This window comes from Rhizobium sp. BK661, from assembly GCF_024808825.1.
Classification (GTDB): Bacteria; Pseudomonadota; Alphaproteobacteria; order Rhizobiales; family Rhizobiaceae; genus Rhizobium.
Genome location: NZ_JANTYT010000003.1, coordinates 178,165 through 202,445, shown reverse-complemented (window position 1 = coordinate 202,445; position 24,281 = coordinate 178,165). Strand labels below are relative to the sequence as shown.

The window sequence follows — 24,281 nt, the reverse complement described above, 5'->3', positions numbered from 1 at the left end:
CCGTCCCATGGGCAGGCGTGCTCCAGCCTTCCGTACGTCATCGATCAGAAGCGGAAGACAGCTCCCAAGATCGGGCCGTGTTCGATCGTGTCATAAGTGAAGCCGTCGTTGCTGTAATTGACGCCGAGGGCACGATAGCCGGCAACTGCCGAGATTCGATCGTTGAATTTGTAGCCAATCGCTCCCAGCACGTCCCAGTCGAAATCGGCGCCGCCGGCGCCAATCATGGCGGAACCAGTCAAAAAGGCCTTGTCGGTCAGCAAATAGTTGCCTCTGAAGCCGACAAGCCCATCCACCCAGTTTCCGGTGTCGGTGCGCGACAGGTTGCCAATGAGGCCGCCGTTTAGGGCGATCCTGGTTTCGACATGCCAGTATCTGGCGCCTCCAACCACATCCAGGCGGGCCTTGGGATCCTCATAGACCGTGTAGCCGACACCGAGCAGCGATGTGAACGTCACCGATTTGAGATCGACTTCGTCGGCGACGACGCCGCGTGGCGTGGCGGCATCCGTCGTTATGCGCGCGTAAATTATGTCGGTGAAGATGCTGAAGCGGTCATAGCGCGCATCGCCGGCTGCCATGAAGGCAAAGTCGAGATCCTTCAGGATGTCACTGAAACTCTGATTTATGTCGACGGTCGGAAGGCCAAACACCTGGGTTTTGCCGTCGAGTCCCGCGACCCAGAAATAGGGTGCGAACGAAAACGTCCAGCCGTTCGGTTCCGAAGCCTGAGGCTGAGGTGCCGTGGCCGGCAAAAGATCTGCTGCATGCAACGGTGTCACAAATGCCAACGCGGCGGCAGCGCATGCGATCAGCGAAATCCTGCTACTCATAGTGAACCTGTCCCCTCTCGCGTTCAGGTCACAAATGGCCCCGATTCACCGACCTGAACTGATATCGCAGATTGCACTAAGTTCTGTTTGCCGCAAAGTGCTTATATGTCGGTTCTCATATATCTGACGTCGGAAATCTCGGACACCGTTGCTAAGCCGCTTCAGCCTCCAGCGAAATCGGTGCATGTCAGTGCCGTACTGCTTCATCCGCGCCAGAATCTTTTCCGTTCCATCAGGTCATCCAGGGACGACTGTGCGGCGCTCAGCAGTTTTTCGCGGTTGCCAACGGCGACCAGCGATTCGGCGTCGGGATGCGAATCCAGTTCCAACTCGTGAACGACAGTCGGGGCCGTTGCCATATCGTTCAGGAGACCGAGTTCGTCCTGCAATTCCTCCATCGACTTGATGAACTTGGCGTACCTTCGCTCCGCCTGCTTGCCGGTAAACAATGAGATCAAGAACTCGCACGCGTATCTGAGCTTCTTCGCCGCCTTGCGTGCTTCGTGCCGGTGCTCGTCGTCAGCCTCGACGAGGGACTTGCCGCGCTTCTTCAACTTCTTGCGGTGACGGTCGAGAGTCTCGATCGCGAAATCGACCACCGGGCCGTTGCGGATCTCCGTGGTTTCCGACAACGTGAGATATTCCCCGCAACGGAGCCACTCGTTAACGTCGAGCATCAGGGCTTTGGCGCGCGAGCTGTAGATGGCATTCAGCACATCGTCATAGGCGCTATCGCGGGCCTCAAGCAGCCGGCCGCGGATGTCGCTGCTTCCTGCCCTGGCAATCAAGACATCTATGTTGCGCGCCGTTCCGAGAACGCCGGTCAGCCATTTCAGCTCGTCCTTGAGCCGCCGCGATTCCGCATCAACCAGGATTGCCTTGTAGAGTGAGAAGGCGGACCGCAGCCGCCTCAGGGATACCCGGCTTGATGAAGCGCCGCCGGGTTTGCCCGGTCGAGGAGAATTGACTCGTTCAGACGGAATTGCCGGAGGCACGCTTCGGCAACGATCTGGAACGACGCGGACACTCGCAGCTCGCGATTGAGGTGCACTGCTTCGGCTTTGTACGCGGTCGTCTGCTCGCCGAGGAGACGGTAGCCTCTCTCTGCTTTTGAGGCGACACCGAAATGGATTGGGACAATCGCCTCGATTCTGCGGGCAAGCACAAACAGGGCGTTTGGCTTGCCATCCTTCAGCTCCAGTTCCAATTCCCGTATCTGCGTCTGGCGGTCGCCGGCGACGACAAAGCCCGTATCCAGCGCAACTTCTATTTTGCTTCCATCCTGATCGACGTTCCATCGATGCCGCTTTACGGATGTAGAGAACTGTGGGATGGGGGCGGTCGCGTCGATATCAAGCTCTGCCTTCAATGGCGTCGAATAATCGATCACGGGTGTGTTGCCGGTGACCGGCGCTTCCCATTCGGAACGCGCGAAGATCGCATTGTTCGGGCCGGTCGCCTTTACCGTTTGGATGTGCGCTTCGCCGACACTGCGAATTCTTAGCGAATAACCGCCTTGCCATGCCTGGTGGTCGGGTGTGTCAAAATAAATCGAAGTCAGCGGCTCTACGGAGATTGGCTCGCCGAGCAAGCCGGATCCCAATAGTGTATCCGCGGCGTCGGCACTCAGCTCAAGCTTCAGTTCTGTTTCGGTTCCCAAATGGCGGTCTCCGCTCGGTCGCATGATGATCGATGGATGCAATTCCTTTGACGAGAGATAGAGCGGTGCCATCCGGACAAAACGCCTTGATGACAAAAAACTCGGGCAAGGGGAAACTGCAAACTAATCCCACAGAAAAAACGGCCTTTGAACTCTGCCATGCTACAGTAGAGCCCGCGCGAACATTTCCAGACCAAGCAGAAACAGGCCAATGAGGAACCACGCTCGGAAACGGGCAGGATTTATTCTTGTGCGGATAGCTTGTCCGGCGATCATGCCGGCAAGTGCAGGAACGACGGCCATTGTGGACATCATCAGGGCGCTCCCCTGGTATTCTCCATGCCAAGCAAGTCCGCCGGCAAGCGCAATCGTCGAGACGGTGAAGGACAGTCCGAGAGCTTGGATGAGATCGTCTCGGCATAGATTAAGCGATTGCAGATAGGGGACCGCTGGGACGACGAAGACGCCTGTTGCACCAGTGACCAGGCCCGTCACGAGGCCGATTGCCGGAGAAAGCCACCGCTCCTGCCATGCCGGGATGCTAAGCGGCTGGGCGACGAGAGTGTAGATCGCGTATAGCATGAGCACCGCGCCGAGCGCGGCGGTTGGCCCATTGCTGTGCCCGCCGGTTATGAAGGCGCTGCTAGCGATCGTAGCCACGGCAATCGCAGCCATCATTGGCCAGAGGCGTCGTGTCGCGGGAAAAACATTCGGTCCTGCCGCCAATTGCCAGATATTCGTGATCAGCGAGGGCACCACCAACAAAGCGGCTGCGGCAAGCGGCGAGACGAGTGCCCCCAACAGGCCCATCGCCACGGTTGGCAAGCCCATGCCCGTAATTCCCTTGACGACCCCGGCAACAAGGAAGATCACGATGACGAGCGGGAGGGAGGCAAGTGTCGTTTCCATCGGTTGCGGATAGCAGATCGATCATCGCGCACAATGCGGATTGCCGGAACACAGACTTCGGCTGGTCCGAAGGCTGGCCTTGGTGTAATCCTTTAGAATGCGCTTTGACCTTACCGATCTTCGCCTCTTTCTCGCGGTTGCCGAGGCGGGCAACATCACGCGCGGCGCGGCGGAAGTCGGCTTGTCGCTTCCTGCGGCCAGTGAGCGCTTGCGGTCGATGGAAGCAGTCTGCGGCGTCTTGCTCTTGGAGCGCGGACGCAGAGGCGTATCTCCGACACCGGCAGGAGAGGCCTTGGCCCATCACGCGCGGCTGATCGAACGTCAAATGGCGCATATGCGCGGTGAACTGAGCGAGCACGCAAAGGGACTGCGGGCGACAATCCAGGTTCTGGCCAACACTGCAGCGATCATGGAATTTCTTCCAACGCAGCTTGCGCCGTGGTTGGTCAAGCATCCCAATATCGATCTCGATCTTAAGGAGCGACAGAGCGCTGAAATCGCGCGGGCGATTGCGGCCGGGCACGCTGAAATCGGCATCTTCTCCGATGCCGTGGAAACAGGCGACCTGCACGTTCGCGATTTCGCCACGGACCGGCTGGTGGTCGTTGCGAGCAAACAGTGGCATCTTGCGGAACAGAAGAAAATCAACTTCCGCCAAGTCCTGGAGGAAGACTTTATCGGCCTCATGGACGGCGCGCTGCAAAGCCACGTCGAGGATCATGCCAGACGATTGGGCGCGAAGCTGAAGATGCGTGTCCGGGTAAGAAGCTTTGAAGGGATATGCCGTCTCGCTTCCAGCGGGGCCGGCATAGGCATTATTCCCGGCACGGCTGCAAAGCGATTTCGGAGATCATTGCCGCTATCGGAGGTGCGCATTGCCGACGCATGGGCCGTCCGGCGCCTGGTCTTATGCTGCCAGTCGCCGGATTGGTTGACGAGCCAAGCACGAGACCTCTTTGATCACCTGGCCGTCGATGTTTGATAAAGCGTGTTTGTGGCCGGTGTGCGCGTTCACGAGCCGGATTCGCGAGCAGCTTTGTCGAGGGCAGCAAAATCCTCTCCATCGAGAGTGATGTTCGCAGCCGCAACGTTCTCCTCAAGGTGTTTCACCTTCGAGGTTCCGGGAATCGGCAACATTACAGGGCTGCGTTTCAGCACCCATGCAAGAGCGAGCTGGCTTGGCGTCGCATCATACTTCCTGGCCAACCTGTCGAGGATGGAGCCGGGGCGGGCAAGCTCGCCGGCCGCCAGCGGATACCATGGAATGAAACCGATGCCCTCGCGTTCGCAGTAGTCAAGAACGTCTTCGCTACCGCGATCGACGAGGTTGTAGCGGTTCTGGACGGTCGCGACAGGAAATACCTCGCGGGCTGCCTTTATGTCGTCGACAGAAACTTCGCTGAGGCCCGCATGGGCAATGACGCCCTGGTCAAGAAGCATCTTGACGGCACCGAACTGCTCGCCGGCGGGAACCCGCGGATCTATGCGGTGCAGCTGCCAAAGGTCAATCCGGTCGACACCGAGCTTCTTCAAGCTGCCTTTCGCGCGCTCGATAAGATAGTCCGGCCGTCCGTTCGGCGTCCAGATATCCGGTCCTTTCCGAGTCAGGCCCGCCTTGGTCGCGATCAGCAGTCCTTTGTAAGGATGCAGCGATTCCCGGATGAGTTCTTCGGAAACATCGGGGCCGTAGGAATCGGCCGTGTCTATGAAATTGACGCCGATCTCCGGCAGGCGACGCAAAGTTGCCAATGCTGCGGCCTTGTCTGCCGGCGGTCCCCAAATGCCGGCCCCAGTGATGCGCATGGCGCCAAAGCCGAGACGATTGACGGTGATCTTGCCGATCGAAAATTGACCCGATGCGGCTGCTGAAATCGTGGAACTGTCGGGCACGGACCTTCTCCCGGTTGCCTGGTTTGGGGCTTGCTCGGGTGTTAAAGGTGGAGCGGGCAGGCAACAATACAAGTCGCTTTGCCCGCAATCTCGGCCGTTCGCGACACCTCCGGTGCCGCAGAGGTCAGGGGTGCTCAGGTCCGACCGAACGACCGGAAATGAGGCGCAGCCATGGCGGAAGGTGGAAAGCACACATCAGTAGGTACATGGTCGTCATGCCGTCCACCGGAAAGGCGTCCGGCATGGCGGAGCAGATCATCTCTGCTCCGCTGTTCGCCATCGTGACGATCGCCATGATGGCGAAGGTGGGCGCAGCGCCCAGGCATAGCCAGTCGGCGATGCTTGCTGCCGTGTCGGTCGGAGTCTCGATCGGTGCGCTGCGCTTCGTCTGGTCGTAGGAACGCATGAACGTTATCCCCGGCCATACTCGTCGTGACGACGCCACCAGATGCCATCCTCATTGCGGCCCCTGGGTGCCCGGTCGAGCAACTGATAGACACCCCAAATGCCGTCCAACCCGCGCGCGTAGCTGGAGTAGGTGTGGTAGACAACGCCATCCTCAAGAACGAAAGCACTGAGGCCGGGTCGGTCGCGCGTGTAGGTGGCAACGTCGGTTCCCGTCATCGAGGCGATCTGGGCGACGGGGCTCTCGGCGCCGCGCAGTTTCCATTCCTGCACGGTTTGACCTTCGAGTGGCACCCGGGCAGGTGGTTCACGGCGGTAGTTATACTCGATCCCGCCTTCGCGCTGCTGCTGTTCGCTGAACAAGACGCTGAAGTCGAGGTTGAAATCGCTGCCGAACGAGGAAGCCCAGTCGAATGTCCATCCCATCCGCTGCTTGAAAGCCTGCAGCTTCGGGAAGGGCGCGCGGGAGACGGCGGTGAAGGCCACGTCATGGTTTTCGAGATGGACGACGACGCCGTTGTAGCCATCTGCGATCGAAGAGCAGGACGGGCATCCGGCGGTGTAGTCGGGGCCGAACATGAAGTGATAGATCAGCAGCTGCGAACGACCCTTGAAGAGGTCAACCAGCGAAGCGCTGCCGTTGGCGGTCTCGAACCGGTATTCCTTGTCGATCCGTACCCATGGCAGCTCCTGGCGGCGTTGTGCCAGCATGTCGCTGCGTCGCGTCAGCTCTTTTTCTTCACCCAGCAGGTCGAGCCGGGCCGCAAGCCATTCTTCGCGTGAGCCTGTTTTATGCATTGTCATCCTACTTCTCCTTTTGCTGTCTGTTGCGTAGCATCGCCGCCGCGAGCGGCTGCTTTGCTGGTCGGGAACAGACTAGGGCCGGAGCGGGAGAAGGTGGGAGTTACAAGTTTGACGGGATTTCAATGGACTCGATGATCGTCGCTGCGGCGAGGCTGCTCGCGACCGGCGATCTTCTCGGCGCCTTGAAAAGGGTTGCGCTGCGCAACGATGCGCCGGCGCTCGCGCTTCGTGGCATCGCAATGGCACAGCTCGGCGATCTCGCGAGGGCGAAAATTCTGCTGAAGGCGGCGGCGCGTTCGTTCGGATCAAGGGAACCGATTCCGCGAGCGCGCTGTGTCGTCGCCGAGGCGGAAATTGCCCTGGTCTCGCGTGATCTCACCTGGCCGGCCAAAACGCTCACCGCTGCGCGCGAGGTGCTCGAAGCGCATGGCGACCGATTGAACGCCGCACATGCACGACATCTCGAAGCAAGGCGACTGCTCCTGGTCGGGCATCTGGACGAGGCCGAACACCTGCTTGCGGGCGTCGATCCGACACCGTTTCCACCTCCGTTGCGGACCACCCACGAACTGGTCGTTGGAGGGATTGCCATTCGCCGCCTTCGCACCGGCGCGGCGCGCGCGGCCCTGCAGCGTGCGGAAAATGCTGCGCGCGAGGCGGGAATTCCTGCTCTCCACGCCGAAGTCGACAGCGTATCGCAAGTTCTGAAAACGCCCGCAGCACGTTTGATCGGGCGAGGTGAGGAGCGGCTCCTGCTGCTGGAGGAGGTGGAGGCGGTTCTAACGTCAGACGCACTCGTGATCGACGCATGCCGGTACGTCGTGCGCAAAGGGGACTCGCTCGTTTCGCTGACGACGCGTCCGGTCTTGTTCGCACTGGCGCGTGCGTTGGCGGAGCGTTGGCCGGGAGACGTATCGCGAAACGCCCTTGTTGCTCGAGCCTTCGGGGCAAAGGAAGCCGATGAATCGCATCGCGCCAGGCTGCGCGTCGAAATCGGACGGTTGCGTGGTGAGCTTCATCGCATCGCGGATGTCAATGCAACGAGGGATGGCTTTACATTTGTACCGCGTCACAGCGAAGACGTGCTTATTCTGGCGCCGCCCGTCGAGGAGCAGCACGGTGAGATTCTCGCATTTCTGGCCGATGGCGAGGCCTGGTCGAGTTCGGCACTGGCGATTGCCATTGGTGCCAGCCCTCGCACCGTGCAGCGGGCACTCGATACCTTGTCGGAAAAAGGCAAGGTACAATCCTTCGGACGCGGACCGGCACGTCGATGGACGATCCCGTCCCTGCCTGGATTCCCGTCAACTTTGTTACTCCCAGGTCCACTGCCCAACGACTAGGATAGGCCCATGAAACACTCCAAAGCTGAAATCCTTCGCGAATATGGTCCCTTTGCGGATGTGAACCAGGTGGGCGGCGTCACCTATGACGGGCGACATGTGTGGTTTGCGTCCGGCGACAGGCTCAATGCCTTCGACCCCGATGCCGGTGAGCTGGTGCAAACGATCGACGTGGCGGCTCATGCAGGGACTGCCTTTGATGGACGCTACCTGTTTCAGATTGCCGAGGATCGCATCCAGAAGATCGATCCGAAAACCGGCGCGGTGCTCACCACGATCCCGGCACCGGCGAACGGCGGTGATTCCGGGCTCGCCTGGGCCGAAGGAACGCTCTGGGTTGGAGACTACCGCGGCCGAAAGATCCATCAGGTCGATCCGGAGACCGGTGCGGTTCTTCGCAGCATCGAGTCCAACCGGTTCGTGACCGGCGTGACCTGGGTGGATGGCGAACTCTGGCACGCCACTTGGGAAGGCGATGAGAGCGATATCAGGCGCCTTGAACCCAAGAGCGGGCGCGTGCTGGAACGCCTCGATATGCCGCCCGGCCTTACGGTGTCTGGGCTGGAATCCGATGGCGGTGATCGCCTGTTTTGCGGCGGTGGTAACAGCGGCAAAGTCCGGGCCGTTCGCCGGCCCCGGTAATTGGTGTAGATCGCGCCTGGTTGGTCGGGACTTCACTCGACTCCTAGTCCAAGGTCCGGCGGAAGCGGCGGACGGCGATGAGCATGGCCACACCCATCAGGCAGGCGAGGGCGATGGTGTCATAAGCAAGCGTTTCGATACTGGCGCCCTTCAGCATGATCGCCCTGACGATGCGGATGTAGTGGGTGAGGGGCAGGGCCTCACCGATCCATTGCGCCCATTTCGGCATCCCGGCGAACGGGAACATGAAGCCAGACAACAGAATATTCGGCAGGAAGAACATCATCGCCATCTGCATGGCCTGCAGCTGATTGGCCGCGATCGTCGAGAAGGTGTAGCCGATCGAGAGATTGGTGATGACGAAAAGCGTGGTCGCGGCTGCCAGCGAAGCAGGATTGCCGAGAATTGGCACTCCGAAAACGAGCAGACCGGCGGTGATGATCAGCAGCGACTGGACAAGGCCGATCAGCACATAGGGCGTGATCTTGCCCAGCATGATTTCGAGCGGCTTGATCGGCATCGAAAGCAGGTTCTCCATCGTGCCGCGTTCCACTTCCCGGGTAACCGAGAGGGCCGTGAAAATCAGCAATGTCATGGTTAGGATGGTACCAAGCAGGCCAGGCACGATGTTCAGGGTGGATGAACCGGCTGGATTGTAGCGACGGTGCTGGACGATGGAAAACGCGGGCTTGGTCGGCTCGGTGAACTCGACCTGCCGGTCGTTCACAAGCGCCGACGTCACGATGCCTGAAAGCGCACCCAAAGCCGAGCTTGACGCGACGGGATCGGTCGCATCGGCGGCGACCAGCAGTGAAGGCGTATCACCGCGGCGAAGTGAGCGTTCGAATCCCTCGGGAATCTCCACGACGAACAGCACCTTGCCGGATTCCAGAAGCGAATCCATGTCTTCGGCTCGGGTTACGACGGAACGGATCTCGAAGAAATCGGTGTTCGCAAGGGCCGCCAAAATCGACCGGCCGACATCGGTGTTTTCGCGCATCAGCACTGCGGTCGGCAGGTTGTGCGGCGTCGTGTTGATGGCAAAGCCAAATAGGAACAGCTGCATGATCGGCAAGGCAACCATCGTTGCCAGCGTTATGCGGTCGCGGGTCATCTGGATGAATTCCTTGATGGTCATCGCCCAGAAGCGCCCGAATGAGATGCCGTGGCCGTTCGTCGTTGTCATTGGAAATTGTCCTCGGAGCGGCGCATCAGGTCGATGAAGGCATCCTCCAGCGTCGCTTCGCCCTTTTGCCACTTGAGATCGGGCCGTTCCCGATAGGGCGCGATTGCATTTTCGAGCGCCTGTGGGTCCCGGCCGGCAACATGCAAGCTCGTCCCGAACGGGGCGATCATGTCGACGCCTGGCTGGTTCTCGAGTTCTGATTGAAGGCGGTGCACGTCCGTTCCCGAAACAGTCCAGGTGACGAGCCCGGTGCCGGCGATCACCTCGTCCACCGTTCCCTGCGCAAGCAATTTGCCATAGGCGATATAGGCGATCTCATGGCAACGCTCTGCCTCGTCCATGTAGTGGGTGGACACCAGGACGGAGAGGCCTTCGGCGGCAAGCGCGTGAATCTCATTCCAGAAGTCACGGCGCGCCTTGGGATCGACGCCTGCCGTAGGCTCGTCGAGGAGAAGCAATGCCGGTTCAGGTAGGATGCAGGCGCCCAGCGCGAGCCGCTGCTTCCAGCCACCGGAGAGCTCTCCAGCAAGCTGCCCCTCGCGGCCCTTCAGGCCCAAACGTTCAATCGCAGCAGTGGCTTTGCCGCGAGCATCGGCAAGGCCGTAGACGCGGGCGACGAACTCAAGGTTCTCCCGGATCGAGAGATCCTGGTAGAGCGAAAATTTCTGCGTCATGTAGCCGACGCGGCGACGGATGCGGTCGCTCTCGGTGAGGATGTCGAAGCCAAGGCAAGTGCCGTCACCGCTGTCTGGCGTCAGCAGGCCGCAAAGCATGCGGATCGTCGTCGTCTTGCCGGAACCGTTCGGTCCGAGAAAGCCGTGAATCCGGCCCTTTTTTACCGACATCGATACGTCGTCGACGACCTTGCGGCTGCCGAAAGTCTTGGTGAGATGATGGACATCGATCACAGTCTCAGGACTGTCGACGGCCGGTGCCGTGTCGCTCATGGGCGGGCTCCCGCAGTGACATCCACCGGCTGGCCGGGGCGCAGTGCCTTTGCATCGGCGGGGATCGCCTCGACGCGGTAGACGAGTTTGGCGCGCTCCTCGAGACTATAGATGACCGGCGGCGTATATTCGACAGTCTTTGAGATGAAGCTGATCTTCGCATCGGTTGGCTGGCAGGCATTGCAGGCGACGCGGATCGATTGATCCAGCGAGAACAGCGCGATCTCGGTCTCGGGCACGAAGAAGCGAATACGGACGTTCTCGGGCGGCAGGAGCGCGACGATCGGCCGGCCGGCAGGGACAACCTCGCCGGCGCGGTAATAGATGGTCTCGATACTGCCGACTGCTGGAGCCGAGACGAAACGGCGGGCGAGCGCGGCTTCTGCTGACGCGAGGTCCGCTTTCGCCGCGGCAACGGCCTGCCGCGCTTGGCGCAGCATCTCGACGCGGGCAGGCATGTTGCCAAGCGTGATTTGGCTGCGGACATTATCGAGAGCGGCACGGTTGGCAGCCTCGGTGGCCGTTGCGGTATCGAGACGGGCCTGTGTCGCCGTACCACGTTCGACCAGAACGCGGGTGCGGTCGAGGTCCTGCGACGCAAGCGCCAGCCGTGCGACTGCCTCGCGTTCGCTGGCGCGCAGCATGTCCATCTCCTCCGGGCGCTTCTGGGCCGCCTCGGCGAGTTCGAGTTCGGCCTGCAGCCGGGCAAGCGACGCGCGTGCCGAGCCAACAGCGGCCTCCTCGGTTTGAGAATCCAGGCTGAAGAGCGGTTCGCCGGGAGCAATTGCCTGGCCTTCGGCGACATCGAGCTTGACCACGCGACCGCTCGTGTCGGCGCCAATGAACAGCGTGTCGGCCTCGACCCAGCCCTGGTAGGCGCGCTGCGACTTGTCGGAGAACAGAAGAGGCAGGGTGGCGAGCGCCGCAGCGGCCACGATCGCGACAATAAGGAGCCGTTTCATTTCGCGCCTCCTTCCGGCACGAAGATCGTGTTGAGGAACGTGTCGAGAAGTTTCTGCGCGTCGAGGTGCTCGTACCCCTCAAAAAGCGTTGCCCAAACGACCGTCATCAAGGCGGGAGCCATGACCAGTTGCGGCACTTCTGCGACTGCAGGATTGCGCAATTCACCGCGAGCTGCAGCGCGTCCAAGCACGACGCGCAGGATCGCGAGACCCTTGGTGATGATTTCGCGATGGTAGAACTCGGTTACAACAGGAAACATCGGGCCTTCGGCGAGGATCAGCCGCAGCATGTGGCGACGCTCGGTCTCGAGGACTTCGCGCTTGAAGAGGGAATAGAACATGGAGACCACGGTGCGCGCCGGGATCGTCTCGTTCTGGATCATGCCGCCGACCTCGCCAAGGATTGGTGAGGCGATGCCGGACACAAGCTCGATAAACAGCCGCTCCTTGTCGGGGAAGTGCAGGTAGACCGTACCCTTGGCGATGCCGGCCCGCGCAGCGACATCCTCCATGCGTGTTGCTGCGAACCCGCGTTCTGCAAAACAGGCAAGGGCAGCCTTCAGGATCTCGGCCCGACGTAGCTCAGGGTCTCGTCTCTCGCGTTTTTTCTCTGGCATTCATTCTTAGCCTTCAATATGACTGACTGGACAGTCATTAACACAATGGGTGGCTGTTTGCAACGGTTGTCCGACGGAGCGCATCTGCTCGCAGTTTCGAAACCAGAAGGAACAGGATATGGAAAAGCCCCGAGACGCCGACTTCAGCGATTGCCGATCGGTTGGCTAGGAGGGGTGTCGCACGGATAGGGCGCAGCGAGGTATTCGCAGCGGAAACGATATCGACTCAATCCAAAGGAGGGGTTTAGAGGCGTGTGCAGAGAAATAATTAACCTATACGCGAATTTGACGGAACATTAGGGGGTTCGAATGTTTTTATAGGTGTAGATCGGCAGATGGACACCCACTCTTGGTTGCTCAACCGACGAGCATGAAGTGCGCGCTTCATTTTTCTTTGCCGAAGCATTGGGCCTCGGCTGGAGACAATGGAGGATGACAATGCAGTGCTATAAATCGGCCGTTGCCGCGGTGGCGCTTGGCTGCGCGACCATTATCGTTCCGATGCAGGCAGACGCCTTGGATATCGGCGGCAACAATGGGGTCAGTATCGGCAGCAATAGCAATGGAGGCCTCGGCGTGTCCGTCGGGGGTGCAAGTGGCATCAACGCCAACATCGGCGGCAGATCCAGCGGTGGACTTGGCGTCGATGCTTCGGTGGGCGGGGCCAGGGGCATCAATAGCAATACATCTGTCGGCGGGAGCAGCAGCAGGATCGGTGTCAGTACGACGGCCAGTGTTGGCGGCTCCGGCGGCATCAATGCTGATGTCAACGCTAATGTCGGGGGCTCCAGGCTTGCGACCGCCAACGCGACGGTAGGGGCGGGCGGAAATACGCTGCTCGATGCCAGGCTTGGGGTGCCTTCGGTAAATGATCCCAATTCAGGCGGGTCCGGCGGTCCTGGCGGTTCCGTTGGCGCGAATGGAGCGAGCGGTTTAGGCGGTTCATCGCCTACCAAGCCGGCGTTGACAGCTATCAACGACATGTCGGCCATGGATCGGGCGAAAGCAAAGCTCCGTTGCAAGGACGTGCTACGCTCGGGCGGATATGAGGCGAGCCTCACGAAACTCTGCAAGATGGTCGTGTCGATGCCTTAGCGGAACGGCACAGGATTTCAGTGGGAGGGCGCGAAGCGGCGCCCTCTTCCGTCCGAGAACCATTGCCTCGATAAACCCGGCGAGCGTTGCCCCGGCGTCGCCGCGGCGGCCCTTGCGCTGTCGTGGTAGCCGTTTCCTCCCTAAGTTGCCAAACACGCTCAAATGTCAGAAGTTTGCGCATGCAAGGGAACAGCGGACGTCTGCCGGGGCAGCCTAGACCATGACAACAGCCTCCGATTCCACAGATCCGACCAATCACCGCGACGCGCAAATCTGCCGTGGGTGCTGGGATCAAATGCGCGTGCCGATCCCGATCCGGGGTGCGCTCGCGCTGCCGTTCCGCATGTTTGGTGTTACCCGCAGCAAGATGAACCCGAACATCTGCACGATTTGCGAGCGCTCGTTTCGCTATGTCAAGAAACAGCGCCATATCGCCGCCACGGTCACCATTCTGTTCGCCGACATCAGAGGGTTCACGGCTCTTTCCGAGCAGATCGAACCGGTCAGATTGAGTGACATCGTCAGCTTGTTTCAGGATCGATGCGCGCAGGCGGTCTGGGCTCATGACGGGATCGTCAACAAGCCGATGGGCGACGGATTGATGGCGATCTTCAATTTTCCCATATTGAGAAAGGATCACGCGGCTGCCGCTGTCATGGCTGCGATGGATATACAACGGCGCTGCAAGACGGCCCTCGAAGCTTTGGATGTGGATCACCACGTGGGTGTGGGAGTTGGGATCCACAGCGGCGAGGTTGAAATCGGTGAGTTTTCGAGCTTCCGGAGCGATTTCACGGCGATCGGCGGCGCTGTCAATCTGGCGGCCAGATTGGAATCTCAGGCGGGCGCAGGCGAGATCGTCATGTCGCCGGAAACGGTCGTTCAGGCCGGGCCGCTGGCGGGCGGGGCGCACGTCCGTCCGCTCACCCTGAAGGGCATAGAACTGCCGGTGCAGGCGAGCGTGTTGGTTGGGACTTGATTTGCACTCGTGCACCTCCCGCGCCCACCAAGCATCGCGCAGTTATCGCGACCAAGGTCAGGTTGCTAGAACCACGGTCGCGATCCGAGGCGATCGGATTGGAGGGCACGCGCGAAGTCGGCGCCTTGACGTATAGATGCTATGCTGCATTGTCCTCAGCGCGGGCAGGAGGCGACATATCGACGGCCATAGCGATCCCGATAGTAGCACTGGCCAGGCTGCCCGGCGACGTTGCCGATGACGGCGCCAGCGGCGCCACCGATTGCGGCGCCCACTGCGGCACCGCGGACATTTCCGGTCGCCACGCCGCCGATGACTGCGCCCGAGGCGGCACCAATGCCTAAGCCCTGCTCAGTCGGGGTGCATCCGGCAAGCGTCACTCCTGCCAGAAGCAGCAAAATCGATAGACGTTTCATGTCGTTTTCCTTCTGATTGAGGTCGCACGCGCATTGGTAGATAGGGGCATTTCGGAAAAGACAATCGCTGCTTTAACCGGCTGCCCACGCCGGCTTCTTTCGATCAATCGATGCCGGGCCTCCATTGCCTAATGGGCTGCTTGCGCCAGTTAAGATCGGGTTGCAACGAAGAGCAGGATCCCTGTGATGAACGAGCGTGAAGAGAAAATCCGTCACCGCGCCTACGAGATCTGGGAGCAGGAAGGCCGCCCCCACGGCCAGGACATGAAGCATTGGCTGCAGGCTTTCAAGGAATTCGGCGAGCAGGTCGATGCCGCGGCCGCTCGCGTTTCGACAAAGTTGACTGCCAAGGCTAAATCCGCCAAGCCGCGCGCACCGGCGAAATCCGCGGCCGAAAAGCAGCCAGGAAAGAAGACAAAGGTGGCTGCCATCGCAATAACCGCGGCTCCGGGGGACAAGCCTCGTCGCGCTCGGTCTCCGAAGTCCGTGACGACACACTAGATCATACCCCGCAGCGTTGGTCGCTGTAGGAGGATGTATCCGTGCCATATGACGTGCGCCGCCGGGGCGTGTGATGGGATTTGCGCGTGATCTGCGGAAGGTGGCCAAATCATCTCAGCCACCCTCGCCCAAAGCGGGGCTACGCCAGCACCTTGGCCTCCACTGCGGCTGCAACGAAAGCGTCTCTGGAGGCTTCCAGGTGCGCGAGATAGTTCATGGCTTCCACACATCTGCGCTTCGCCGCTTCCAGATGCATGCTGTTTTCGATCGGCCACCTGTGTTCCAGATAGTCAACCGCTTCTGCCGGACCATGGATATGCTCGGAGGGGCGCGCGCCAATCCGGATAGCCACCGGCGCGGCCCATCTTGGTTCGGTTGCGTGGCTGATAGTGTTCATGATGAACCTCCTCGTTGCCAACAAGCGATACCGGGGATGTAGGTATTCGTCGCAACCGATCAACACCCGTCATGTCGGAGTATCTTGTTCCTCATGCACATACTGGCCGAGGCAACCGTCGACCAGTCGGCGCGGACTAATCAGTGGACACTCGGCAGCTTGGCTAAGACCGCGTAGTCCTCGGCCACGAGCTCGCTTATTGCGATCAGTACCTCTTCGGCGGTAAAGCCGGAGGCAATTGTCGTTCGGATCAGATCCTGGAGATCCGGTTCGATCACATCGCGGCAATCTTCCAGCCGTTCATCCGAAACAGTCAGGCTATGCAGTTCTTCCATCATTGACCCTTCTCGGGTTGGGGCTGTCACCGACGACGTCGGCGACAGCATCGTGACAAATTATCGGGCCGACGGGCGCCGTTTGGGCGAGGCCAGGAGGCCCTCCCGCTGCAATCTCTTCCGGGCGGCTTTGCGCTGTCTGGCGATAGCCTGCGCCCGTTCGCGTACGCGGCGCTCCGATGGTTTCTCGTAGGCTTTGCGTGCCTTCATTTCGCGGAAGAGCCCCTCGCGCTGCATCTTTTTCTTCAATGCGCGCATGGCCTGTTCGACGTTGTTATCTCTGACGATGACCTGCATGTTTTTCTCCTTGTTCTTGAGGGTCGGCATGCCTCTCAGCCAAGCTGTTCGGCAATCAATTCCTGCAATTCACGACGCGTGAGTAGGCAGGGGTAAGGTTTCCAGTTCTCGTCCGGGTGGCGAGCAGCGTCATCGCGCTCGCGCGGACACGCTGCCGGAGCAGCAGGCGTGTTTGGTTTGTTCAATTAAAGTCCTTTGCCGCGTAGGCGGCATTTCGACATGGCGCCCTCGGCTTCCATCACGCGAACGGAGGAAACACAGCAAAATGCGACGCTGTCGCGTCGACCATGTCAGTTAGAGTTTTGGGTGACCGACCTAAGATGGGAACACGGAACGCGCGTTGCAAGGCTTCCGTTCGAAGCGCCGTTTAGGTGCCGGTCGTGTCGAGGGTTTTGGCGAGGTCACCGCAAAACAGACGATGTGAGTTTTGCAGTGACCTCTTGATGACTAGGAAATGTAATCATCCAAGCACATGCTACTCGAAGTGACGGAACATGGAATTTACCAGATACGGTAATCCACATGTACTTTGGGGGCACGGGGGCGGTGCATATGAGCCTTTCGGTGGTATCGTGGGTTTGAATCACGAAAACGTGGCTCGTACCGACCCTATTTCGGATGATGTCTCTATCGCGCTGCCGGTGTCCCAGCAGTGATTCGCCCACGCATTACGATCGTATCCGATTAAATCGCATATTGACATTGTTGCCCCTTCCGTTTATTTACGGCGCATACGAGTTACTGGTGCGCGAATTGAATTCAGCGAAGGGATTTGTCTATGTGGCACGGGAACAGGTTCATGCCCTCGATGGAATCGGGCACTACAATCGCGCAAGCAGATGCCCTGACGGCCGGCAATCATCCGAACGCGTCCCCGGCCTATGGCGAGTTCACGAAGATGCTCGATCCCTCCGTCTACGAAGCGTTGCCCGATGATTGGCTGATCGGCATCACCGATGTGGTCAGTTCGACGTCGGCGATCAAGTCGGGGCGGTACGAAGACGTCAACTACGCTGGTGCGTCGGTGATCGCCGCAGTCGGAAATGCCTGGGGCGACTTCGATTTTCCCTTTGTGTTTCGCGGCGACGGGGCTGCGTTCGCGCTACCGCCGCATGGGATCATGACCGCGATTTCGGCAATGCGGCAGGTCGCAAACTTCGCAAGGAGCAGTCTTGACCTTGCCCTTCGCGTCGGTTTGCTGACTGTCGGCGAAATCCGTTCGAACGGGCATGATGTGCGCATCGCACGGTATGCCGCCTCTGAAAGTGCAACTTACGCGATGTTTGCCGGCGGTGGTCTCAAGTGGGCCGAGCGGCAAATCAAGAGGGGGCGGTACCTGGTGAAGCCGGGCAGCTACACGACGGAGCCTGATCTGACCGGGCTGACCTGTGATTGGAAGCCGTTTCCCAGCCAGCGAGGCGAGATCCTGTCGCTGTTGGTCGAACCATATGAACATACCAGTCCTGAGGCCTTTGCGTCGCTGGCCGGTTGCGTGCTTTCCGTTCTGGAGGCCGGCGCGCAGCACGCCCAACCTTTGTCCCGGGATACAGCCGTTCCCAGGGACGGTACTAGGTCTTTGGATATCGAAGGCTGGTCAGCGGTTGCTTCAAACTCGGACTTTCGCAAGTACGACGATGGCCTGCGTCTTACGCTCGACTGCACGCCGGAGCAGATCGAAACTGTCGAAGCCATGCTCGTTGCCGCAAAGGCGCGTGGCGAGATTAACTTCGGACTGCACCGCCAGTCTCACGCGTTGATGACCTGCTTCGTGCCTTCCGGGCGCCCCGAGTCGCACTTGCACTTCCTGGATGGCATGGGCGGCGGGTATGCCAAGGCAGCCGAGATGATGGAGGCAGAACTGCTTCCCTTGGTGTCATCGCGGTAGGACGAGGGCTCCTGTCGCAACGGGCGTCGGTCCAAAGGCCGGCGCTTTTTATCGCGCGAACATTTGCGCAAAGGGGAGTTGAGCGCCGAAACAGGCGCTCAATTGCATTGAAATCAGCGCTTCGTGGCGTTGTCCTGCGTTCTCTTCAGCAGGTTGTTGCGTAGACGCACGACGGATTTCTGAACGACGGGAAAATCCTCCCCGAGGCCCGTGGCTTCGACGAGTGGTGCGCCGGGATCAGCCGCGACGAGATCGCGTCCAGCCGGCGTCAGGCTCAGGCGCACTTGCCGCTCGTCAGCGGAATCACGTTTGCGCTGGATATAGCCGAGAGTTTCAAGTTTCTTCAGCATCGGGGTCAGCGTGTTTGACTCCAGGAACAGCTTTTCGCCGAGCGCTCCCACGGTCTGGTCGTCCTGCTCGGAAAGCGCCACCATCGCGATGTACTGCGTATAGGTCAGATTCAGCTTATCCAGAATCGGCTTGTAGGCGCGCCCGAAGGCAAGGTTTGCCGAATACACGGCGAAGCAAAGGAAGTTCGAGAGCTTCTTGTCGTTGCTCTCGGTCTCGCCGGAGGAGGGCATCCCAGTCTCTAGGGTTTTTGCGGTTTTGGACGTGGACATAAGGATATCCTGTTCGATTGTTTGTTCTATATATAAATCGCATCCGATTAAATCGCAATGCTATTGATATCGACTTTCTGCTTAACTATTTCAATCGCATCCGATCTAGGCGGATGCGATCAAAAGAGTAAAGCGAAGGATTTTGTGATGACTGAGAAGCTTCTTTTTTCCGGCAAGACTCACAACAAGGGCGGTCGCGACGGTTTCACCCGCAGCGGCGATGGCGAGCTGAATCTTCAGCTTTCGCAGCCGCATCCGGCCGCCGAGCATCTCTTTGGTGCAGCATGGTCGGCCTGCTTCATTGGCGCGATCGAGCTCGCGGCGTCACAGAGGAAGATCAAGCTGCCCGTCGATCCTGAGATCGATACGGAAATCGATCTGAACGTCGACGGAGGTTCCTTCTTTCTGCGGGCGCGCCTCAATGTGAGCGTGCCAGGCATCGAGCGCGGTGTCGCAGAGGAGCTGATGCATGCAGCGCACGAGATCTGCCCGTACTCCAAGGCAACCCGCGGCAACATCGACGTGTCGCTGACCCTCGTCTGAGCGAGGCTCGTAGCGACGCCGATATCAAGGCATCGCCGATCTTAACCATCGTGCATGGAAGCGCCCGGCCTTTGCGAAGAATGCGCCAGGCACCCGAATGAACCTGAACACTTAGGAGGACGTCATGTCAGCTCTATTATCATCGGTCACTCGACGGAGCCTGCTCGCTTCTGCGGCGGTTGCGGGTGCAGTCAGTCTCTTGCCGGCTTCGTTCGTTGCTGCGGCCGGCAACGGCAACGCAATCCGGCCCTTCCAGTTCAAGGCAACCGACGCGCAGCTCGCAGACCTGCGCCAGCGCATCAACGCCACCCGATGGCCGGAACAGGAAACCGTCAACGACAGTTCACAGGGCGTCCAGTACGCAACGACGCGAAAGCTGGCGGAATACTGGGCAAACGACTACGACTGGCGCAAGGTCGAGGCCCGGCTGAACGCCCTGCCGCAGTTCATGACCACGATCGACGGGCTGGATATTCACTTCATCCATGTTCGCTCCAAGCACGAAGACGCTTTGCCCCTGATCGTCACACATGGCTGGCCCGGCTCGATCATCGAGCAGTTGAAGATCATCGAACCGCTAACCGACCCGACGGCGCACGGCGGCCAGGCCTCGGACGCGTTCCACTTGGTCATCCCGTCGCTGCCCGGTCACGGCTTCTCGGGCAAGCCGACGAAGACGGGTTGGGACCCCATTCGCATTGCGCATGCCTGGATCGAGCTGATGGATCGGCTTGGATACACGCGCTATGTCGCCCAGGGCGGTGATTGGGGCGATGCCGTTTCGGAACAGATGGCGGTGATTGCACCGCCGCAATTGATCGGCATTCACGTGAATATGCCGGCCACCGTTCCCGATGACGTTGCCGCGGCATTGCAGCTCGGCGGCAAACCGCCGGCAGGTCTCTCGGCGGATGAACAGCACGCCTACGCGCAGCTCGACGATTTCTACAAGCATGGCCTTGGCTATGCGCTCGAAATGGCGAACCGCCCGCAGACGCTTTATGGAATCGCGGATTCGCCTGTTGGTCTCGCCGCATGGATGCTCGATCACGATATCCGCAGTTACGAAATGATCGCCCGTGTCTTCGACGGGAAAGCGGAAGGCCTGACGCGAGACGACATCCTCGACAACGTCACGCTCTACTGGTTGACGAATACCGCCGTCTCGTCGGCGCGACTCTATTGGGAAAACAAGCTCGCCTTCTTCGCAGTCAAGAATCTCCAGATACCGGTCGCTGTCAGCGTCTTCCCGGACGAGATCTATGCGGCTCCGCGCAGCTGGGTGGAGCGGGCCTATCCCAAGCTCATCCACTTCAACAAGCTCGACAAGGGCGGTCATTTTGCCGCCTGGGAACAGCCAGAGGCCTTCTCCGAGGAGGTTAGGACCGCCTTCCGGACGTTGCGGTCATAGCCACACCCGGATGGCGTCATCCGTCCTCTCGTAACATTAAACTGTGTTCCGGAAATCGCCGGAACACCCAGGAGACCAAGATGCGTGATGTCGTCGATTTTGGATTCGATCTTACTCCTCCAACGCGAGACCAGATGCAGGAGCTTGTGGCGGAGCTCAGCGAGGAGGACCGCCATTTGCTGCTCGAGCATGGGGAGGAGGCGCCGTTCTGTGGGGTGTTTCTGCATGAGCACCGCGAAGGGCTTTATACGTGTCGCCTTTGCGGCCTTCCCCTGTTCAAGGCCGTCGAGAAATTCGAGAGTGGCACCGGCTGGCCGAGTTTCACCGCCCCTGTCGAAAGCGATCATCTGCGGCGTATTCGCGACACGCGCTACGGCATCGTCAGGACCGAGATCGTTTGCGCACGGTGCGGTGCGCATCAGGGGCACGTCTTCCCGGATGGCCCGCCTCCGACGGGCGAGCGTTTCTGCATCAATTCAGGATCGCTCGAATTCACACCGAAGGGCGAGCCGCTTCCTGACAAGCTTGGCCGCGGCGGTCCAGAAGGCAAACCTGCGCGGTAGTTGATTGCCACCACGGCGGTAGCGGTAAGCCGCTACCGCCCCCAGACCACCGCTTCCTCATGCCGTTTGATGAGGTGGCGCAGGCTTTCGAAGCCTGAGCGGATATGTTGCACGAATTGGTCGACTGCTGGTGACCGCACCGAATCCGCACGCGTGAGGATTGCCAGCGCCCTCTCCGGATGCGGGATCGTCAACGGTAGGGCGGTGATGGATTTTTCCTTGCGCAATGCGAAGACGACGCTGTGTGGCATCACAGTGAGCGCGTCCGCCGCCTTGAGATAGTTGAGCACACTCATCAATGAACCGCCGGAATAGCGGACCTTGATCTCGGTTCCCCCAAAGGAAAGCAGCAGGGCTCTGAGATCGGCCAGGAGGGGGCTGCCGGGCGGCGGAGCGACCCAGGGATAATCGAGAAGCTGACTGGGTTGCAGGCGGCGCTTGAGCAAGAGGGGATGTGTGACGCGGCAGGCGATCACATTGCGCCCCGGCAGGATCTGTTGGAACTCCAGGCCGGATCCTTCGTCGAGAATGTCGATCGGGCAGATGGCAAGATCGATCTGGTCGGCCTTCAGTGCGGCACGGAGATCCGGAAAGTAGCCGTAGGTTTGATCGATCCGAACATCAGGGCGAGTAACCTGAAACTCGGCGCAGAGCCCGGCGATCAGCGCATCCATGAAGAAGGGCGTGCCTCCGACGCGCACGACGCCGCTTTTGCCGACGCGAAAGCTTTCCACGAGGTCGGACGCCTTGCGAGACGCCGCCAGCATTACCAGCCCTTGCTCCGACAGCGAGAGGCAAAGGGGTGTCGGCTGCAGCGGCCTGCGGCCTTTGATGAACAGTGGTTCGCCGAGACGCATTTCAAGCATCGACAGCGTGCGTGATACAGCCGGTTGCGCGAGCCCGAGAAGGGCTGCTCCCTCGGTCACGCCACCGGTCTTGACCACGGCGGCAAGCTGGATCAAGTGTCGTTCGTCTATCTTCATAACGATCCGTTATATTAAAGCTGAATCAAATCATCAATCGGCCGCTGCAGGACTGCTAGCTTATTCTCACCAACGATGCGGTTTTGGGAGAGACGCATGCCGACGGCAGCCGATGCGCTTATTTTCAGTGAGGCGACGTCTTCGGACGTGTTTGCCGAGCGCATGCCTTCGGGAAAAGGTGGCCAGCTGCCACGTCTCATGGCTGCGATCGTCAAGCACGCTCATGAACTGATCAAGGAATTCCGACCCACCCAGGACGAGTGGCGCAACGTCATCGCGTTTCTGACGGAAGTCGGGCATGCCTCCGATGAACGCCGTCAGGAATGGGTGCTGCTCGCCGATCTGATCGGAGCCTCCGCTCTCGTGGAGGAGATCAATTCGAGACGACCGAAGGGCGCCACGCCCAACACGATCCGAGGCCCGTTCTTTCGTAGCGATGTGCCGGAGCGCCCGCTGGGGAGTTCGATTTCGCTCGATGGGGTGGGAGAGCCGCTTTGCATCTCTGCCCGGATCGTCGATCTCGATGGACAGCCCGTTCCCTCGGTCGAACTTATTACCTGGCAGGCCAATGCCCAGGGTCTCTACGAGAACCAGCAGCCGGACCTGCAGCCTGAGCATAACCTGCGTGGCCTTTTCCGTGCCGATGCCAATGGATGCGTCAACTACCGGACGGTCATGCCGAAGGGGTACAGCGTTCCGGACGATGGCCCTGTCGGGCATTTGTTGGCGGCGGCGGGCTATCCCCTGCATCGGCCAGCGCACCTTCATTTTGTCGTGCGGGCGGCAGGGTTCGAGACGATCACCACGCATGTCTACGATCGCAATGATCCGCATCTCCATGAGGATGCGCTGTTTGGCGTCAAGCCTGAGCTCGTCCGCGACTTTCGCCCGGCCAACGGAGATGTGTCGCAGATGAAGCAGGTCGATTTCACCTTCGTGATGGTGCGCGCAAGACCGGAGAAAACACGATGAGCCTGTCATTCCACTATGCTGGCAGCCCGGCCCACATCGTCTTCGGCGAAGGCGCGAGCCAAGAGGTGGGAAGCTGGATCGAGAAGATTGGCTGCCGGAGGGCACTAGTCCTCTCCACGCCGCAACAGAAGGGCGATGCCGAGGCGCTGGCCGCAAGGATCGGGCCGCTGGCCGTCGGCGTGTTCAGCGGTGCGGTGATGCATACGCCTGTCGATGTAACCGAAACGGCCATGAGAGTGGTTGAGGAAAGCCGCGCCGACTGCGTCGTGTCGCTCGGCGGCGGCTCGACGACAGGCCTGGGAAAGGCCATCGCCTACCGCACCGACCTGCCGCAGGTTGTCATTCCAACGACCTACGCAGGGTCAGAGGTCACCCCGATCCTTGGTCAGACCGAGGGCGGTCGCAAGACGACAGTGAAGGGGGCGAAGATCCTGCCTGAGGTGGTGATCTACGATGCCACGCTGACAACCGGCCTACCGGTCGGTATGTCGATGACCTCCGGTCTGAACGCCATGGCCCATGCCGTCGAAGCGCTCTACGCGCAGGACCGCAACCCGATCTCGACGCTCATGGCCGTCGAAGGCTTGCGTGCCTTCCGGTCAGCACTTCCGAAGATCGCGACGGTGCCAAACGATATCGAGGCACGCGCGGAGGGGCTCTATGGCGCCTGGCTTTGCGGCACGGTCCTCGGCACGGTCGGCATGGCGCTGCACCACAAGATTTGCCACACGCTTGGCGGCACCTTCGACACGCCGCATGCGGAAACGCATGCGATCATGCTGCCGCATACCGCGGGCTTCAATGGCGTTGCACTGCCGGAGCTTCTTCAGCCTGTCGCGGAGATTTTCGGCGGCTCGGTCGGTGGGGGGCTCTGGGATTTCGCAAAGTCGATCGGCGCGCCGCTGGCTCTCCGTGATCTCGGCCTGACCGAGGCCGATCTCGACAAGGCAAGCCAGATCGCTGTCGAGAATCCTTATTGGAATCCGCGACCGATTGATCGGTCGTCGATCCGCGCGCTGCTGCAGCAGGCCTGGGAGGGCCGCAGGCCGGAGAACTGACATTACACAAGGGGGAATGGGAGGAGAA

The 24,281-nt window shown here is 60.2% G+C and carries 29 protein-coding genes; 12 read left to right on the top strand and 17 right to left on the bottom strand.

What is annotated here, in order from left to right; all coding sequences use genetic code 11:
* Nucleotides 1-44: 44 nt before the first annotated feature.
* The 4 genes from FHX16_RS09795 to FHX16_RS09780 form a co-directional block, all read right to left on the bottom strand.
* Complete coding sequence (locus FHX16_RS09795) at nucleotides 45-833, bottom strand: DUF481 domain-containing protein (protein WP_183861733.1); 789 nt, start codon at nucleotides 831-833, stop codon at nucleotides 45-47.
* A gap of 203 nt (nucleotides 834-1,036) precedes the next feature.
* Nucleotides 1,037-1,828 carry a CHAD domain-containing protein gene (locus FHX16_RS09790; protein ID WP_259127362.1) on the bottom strand — a complete coding sequence of 264 codons (792 nt, stop codon included), beginning with the start codon at nucleotides 1,826-1,828 and terminating at the stop codon, nucleotides 1,037-1,039.
* Complete coding sequence (locus FHX16_RS09785) at nucleotides 1,744-2,493, bottom strand: inorganic triphosphatase (RefSeq protein WP_259127359.1); 750 nt, start codon at nucleotides 2,491-2,493, stop codon at nucleotides 1,744-1,746. Before FHX16_RS09785 ends, FHX16_RS09790 begins: the two co-directional genes overlap by 85 nt.
* Before the next feature lie 162 nt (nucleotides 2,494-2,655).
* Nucleotides 2,656-3,402 carry a sulfite exporter TauE/SafE family protein gene (locus tag FHX16_RS09780; protein WP_183861729.1) on the bottom strand — a complete coding sequence of 249 codons (747 nt, stop codon included), beginning with the start codon at nucleotides 3,400-3,402 and terminating at the stop codon, nucleotides 2,656-2,658.
* Nucleotides 3,403-3,499: 97 nt separating this feature from the next.
* Here FHX16_RS09780 and FHX16_RS09775 point away from each other — a divergent pair, with 97 nt between their 5' ends.
* Nucleotides 3,500-4,384: a LysR family transcriptional regulator gene (locus tag FHX16_RS09775; RefSeq protein WP_183861727.1), complete on the top strand. Its 885-nt coding sequence runs from the start codon at nucleotides 3,500-3,502 to the stop codon at nucleotides 4,382-4,384.
* A 29-nt stretch (nucleotides 4,385-4,413) separates the two neighbouring features.
* Here the strand turns inward: FHX16_RS09775 and FHX16_RS09770 are convergent, their stop codons facing one another.
* The 3 genes from FHX16_RS09770 to FHX16_RS09760 form a co-directional block, all read right to left on the bottom strand.
* Nucleotides 4,414-5,292 (bottom strand): aldo/keto reductase, encoded by an 879-nt coding sequence (locus tag FHX16_RS09770; RefSeq protein ID WP_183861724.1) that lies wholly within the window; start codon nucleotides 5,290-5,292, stop codon nucleotides 4,414-4,416.
* A gap of 124 nt (nucleotides 5,293-5,416) precedes the next feature.
* Nucleotides 5,417-5,698 (bottom strand): hypothetical protein, encoded by a 282-nt coding sequence (locus tag FHX16_RS09765; RefSeq protein ID WP_183755489.1) that lies wholly within the window; start codon nucleotides 5,696-5,698, stop codon nucleotides 5,417-5,419.
* Nucleotides 5,699-5,703: 5 nt separating this feature from the next.
* Nucleotides 5,704-6,501 carry a thioredoxin family protein gene (locus FHX16_RS09760; protein ID WP_183861722.1) on the bottom strand — a complete coding sequence of 266 codons (798 nt, stop codon included), beginning with the start codon at nucleotides 6,499-6,501 and terminating at the stop codon, nucleotides 5,704-5,706.
* Nucleotides 6,502-6,623: 122 nt separating this feature from the next.
* On the opposite strand from FHX16_RS09760, the gene FHX16_RS09755 reads away from it, so the two are divergent.
* Nucleotides 6,624-7,844 (top strand): helix-turn-helix domain-containing protein, encoded by a 1,221-nt coding sequence (locus tag FHX16_RS09755; protein ID WP_183861721.1) that lies wholly within the window; start codon nucleotides 6,624-6,626, stop codon nucleotides 7,842-7,844.
* Between the two features lie 9 nt (nucleotides 7,845-7,853).
* Entirely contained in the window at nucleotides 7,854-8,486 is a 633-nt protein-coding gene (locus FHX16_RS09750; protein WP_183861719.1) for a PQQ-binding-like beta-propeller repeat protein, read from the top strand.
* Between the two features lie 43 nt (nucleotides 8,487-8,529).
* Here the strand turns inward: FHX16_RS09750 and FHX16_RS09745 are convergent, their stop codons facing one another.
* Genes FHX16_RS09745 through FHX16_RS09730 form a run of 4 tightly spaced genes read right to left on the bottom strand, consistent with a single transcriptional unit; the run spans nucleotide 8,530 to nucleotide 12,198 of the window.
* Nucleotides 8,530-9,672 carry an ABC transporter permease gene (locus FHX16_RS09745; protein ID WP_183861717.1) on the bottom strand — a complete coding sequence of 381 codons (1,143 nt, stop codon included), beginning with the start codon at nucleotides 9,670-9,672 and terminating at the stop codon, nucleotides 8,530-8,532.
* Complete coding sequence (locus FHX16_RS09740; protein WP_183861714.1) at nucleotides 9,669-10,619, bottom strand: ABC transporter ATP-binding protein; 951 nt, start codon at nucleotides 10,617-10,619, stop codon at nucleotides 9,669-9,671. The genes FHX16_RS09745 and FHX16_RS09740 overlap by 4 nt, the downstream gene beginning before the upstream one ends.
* Entirely contained in the window at nucleotides 10,616-11,581 is a 966-nt protein-coding gene (locus FHX16_RS09735) for an HlyD family secretion protein (protein WP_183861712.1), read from the bottom strand. The genes FHX16_RS09740 and FHX16_RS09735 overlap by 4 nt, the downstream gene beginning before the upstream one ends.
* Entirely contained in the window at nucleotides 11,578-12,198 is a 621-nt protein-coding gene (locus tag FHX16_RS09730) for a TetR/AcrR family transcriptional regulator (RefSeq protein ID WP_183861710.1), read from the bottom strand. The genes FHX16_RS09735 and FHX16_RS09730 overlap by 4 nt, the downstream gene beginning before the upstream one ends.
* Nucleotides 12,199-12,636: 438 nt before the next feature.
* Between FHX16_RS09730 and FHX16_RS09725 the strand changes: the two genes are divergently transcribed.
* Nucleotides 12,637-13,293 carry a hypothetical protein gene (locus tag FHX16_RS09725; protein ID WP_183861708.1) on the top strand — a complete coding sequence of 219 codons (657 nt, stop codon included), beginning with the start codon at nucleotides 12,637-12,639 and terminating at the stop codon, nucleotides 13,291-13,293.
* A 220-nt stretch (nucleotides 13,294-13,513) separates the two neighbouring features.
* Nucleotides 13,514-14,272, top strand: a complete 759-nt coding sequence (locus FHX16_RS09720; protein ID WP_259127347.1) for an adenylate/guanylate cyclase domain-containing protein — start codon at nucleotides 13,514-13,516, stop codon at nucleotides 14,270-14,272.
* A gap of 155 nt (nucleotides 14,273-14,427) precedes the next feature.
* On the opposite strand, the gene FHX16_RS09715 is transcribed toward FHX16_RS09720, so the two are convergent.
* Complete coding sequence (locus tag FHX16_RS09715) at nucleotides 14,428-14,688, bottom strand: YMGG-like glycine zipper-containing protein (RefSeq protein ID WP_016555051.1); 261 nt, start codon at nucleotides 14,686-14,688, stop codon at nucleotides 14,428-14,430.
* Nucleotides 14,689-14,874: 186 nt separating this feature from the next.
* Here FHX16_RS09715 and FHX16_RS09710 point away from each other — a divergent pair, with 186 nt between their 5' ends.
* Entirely contained in the window at nucleotides 14,875-15,189 is a 315-nt protein-coding gene (locus tag FHX16_RS09710; protein WP_183861704.1) for a DUF2934 domain-containing protein, read from the top strand.
* Between the two features lie 139 nt (nucleotides 15,190-15,328).
* Here the strand turns inward: FHX16_RS09710 and FHX16_RS09705 are convergent, their stop codons facing one another.
* From FHX16_RS09705 to rpsU, 3 genes are all read right to left on the bottom strand, one after another.
* Nucleotides 15,329-15,586 carry a DUF982 domain-containing protein gene (locus FHX16_RS09705; RefSeq protein ID WP_183755500.1) on the bottom strand — a complete coding sequence of 86 codons (258 nt, stop codon included), beginning with the start codon at nucleotides 15,584-15,586 and terminating at the stop codon, nucleotides 15,329-15,331.
* 140 nt (nucleotides 15,587-15,726) lie between these two features.
* A complete protein-coding gene (locus FHX16_RS09700) occupies nucleotides 15,727-15,921 on the bottom strand; it encodes a hypothetical protein (protein ID WP_183862015.1) in 195 nt (64 codons plus the stop codon).
* A 60-nt stretch (nucleotides 15,922-15,981) separates the two neighbouring features.
* The gene (gene rpsU, locus FHX16_RS09695) at nucleotides 15,982-16,218 is read right to left on the bottom strand and encodes a 30S ribosomal protein S21 (protein ID WP_016555047.1); all 237 of its coding nucleotides are present in this window, start codon (nucleotides 16,216-16,218) and stop codon (nucleotides 15,982-15,984) included.
* 799 nt (nucleotides 16,219-17,017) lie between these two features.
* On the opposite strand from rpsU, the gene FHX16_RS09690 reads away from it, so the two are divergent.
* Entirely contained in the window at nucleotides 17,018-18,103 is a 1,086-nt protein-coding gene (locus FHX16_RS09690; protein ID WP_183861702.1) for a DUF3095 family protein, read from the top strand.
* Between the two features lie 113 nt (nucleotides 18,104-18,216).
* Here FHX16_RS09690 and FHX16_RS09685 read toward each other — a convergent pair whose 3' ends face one another.
* Nucleotides 18,217-18,723: a MarR family winged helix-turn-helix transcriptional regulator gene (locus tag FHX16_RS09685; RefSeq protein WP_183861700.1), complete on the bottom strand. Its 507-nt coding sequence runs from the start codon at nucleotides 18,721-18,723 to the stop codon at nucleotides 18,217-18,219.
* A 147-nt stretch (nucleotides 18,724-18,870) separates the two neighbouring features.
* Here FHX16_RS09685 and FHX16_RS09680 point away from each other — a divergent pair, with 147 nt between their 5' ends.
* The 3 genes from FHX16_RS09680 (at nucleotide 18,871) to msrB (ending at nucleotide 21,240) form a co-directional block, all read left to right on the top strand.
* Nucleotides 18,871-19,266, top strand: coding sequence for an Ohr family peroxiredoxin (locus FHX16_RS09680; protein ID WP_183861698.1), 396 nt, complete (start codon nucleotides 18,871-18,873; stop codon nucleotides 19,264-19,266).
* A gap of 124 nt (nucleotides 19,267-19,390) precedes the next feature.
* A complete protein-coding gene (locus tag FHX16_RS09675) occupies nucleotides 19,391-20,677 on the top strand; it encodes an epoxide hydrolase family protein (protein ID WP_183861696.1) in 1,287 nt (428 codons plus the stop codon).
* A gap of 80 nt (nucleotides 20,678-20,757) precedes the next feature.
* The gene (gene msrB, locus FHX16_RS09670; protein ID WP_183861694.1) at nucleotides 20,758-21,240 is read left to right on the top strand and encodes a peptide-methionine (R)-S-oxide reductase MsrB; all 483 of its coding nucleotides are present in this window, start codon (nucleotides 20,758-20,760) and stop codon (nucleotides 21,238-21,240) included.
* A gap of 32 nt (nucleotides 21,241-21,272) precedes the next feature.
* Here the strand turns inward: msrB and FHX16_RS09665 are convergent, their stop codons facing one another.
* Nucleotides 21,273-22,223 (bottom strand): LysR family transcriptional regulator, encoded by a 951-nt coding sequence (locus tag FHX16_RS09665; RefSeq protein WP_183861692.1) that lies wholly within the window; start codon nucleotides 22,221-22,223, stop codon nucleotides 21,273-21,275.
* A gap of 96 nt (nucleotides 22,224-22,319) precedes the next feature.
* On the opposite strand from FHX16_RS09665, the gene FHX16_RS09660 reads away from it, so the two are divergent.
* Both FHX16_RS09660 and FHX16_RS09655 read left to right on the top strand, forming a co-directional pair.
* Nucleotides 22,320-23,195, top strand: coding sequence for a dioxygenase (locus FHX16_RS09660; RefSeq protein WP_183861690.1), 876 nt, complete (start codon nucleotides 22,320-22,322; stop codon nucleotides 23,193-23,195).
* Complete coding sequence (locus FHX16_RS09655; protein WP_259127329.1) at nucleotides 23,192-24,253, top strand: maleylacetate reductase; 1,062 nt, start codon at nucleotides 23,192-23,194, stop codon at nucleotides 24,251-24,253. The genes FHX16_RS09660 and FHX16_RS09655 overlap by 4 nt, the downstream gene beginning before the upstream one ends.
* The last annotated feature ends 28 nt before the right edge of the window (nucleotides 24,254-24,281 follow it).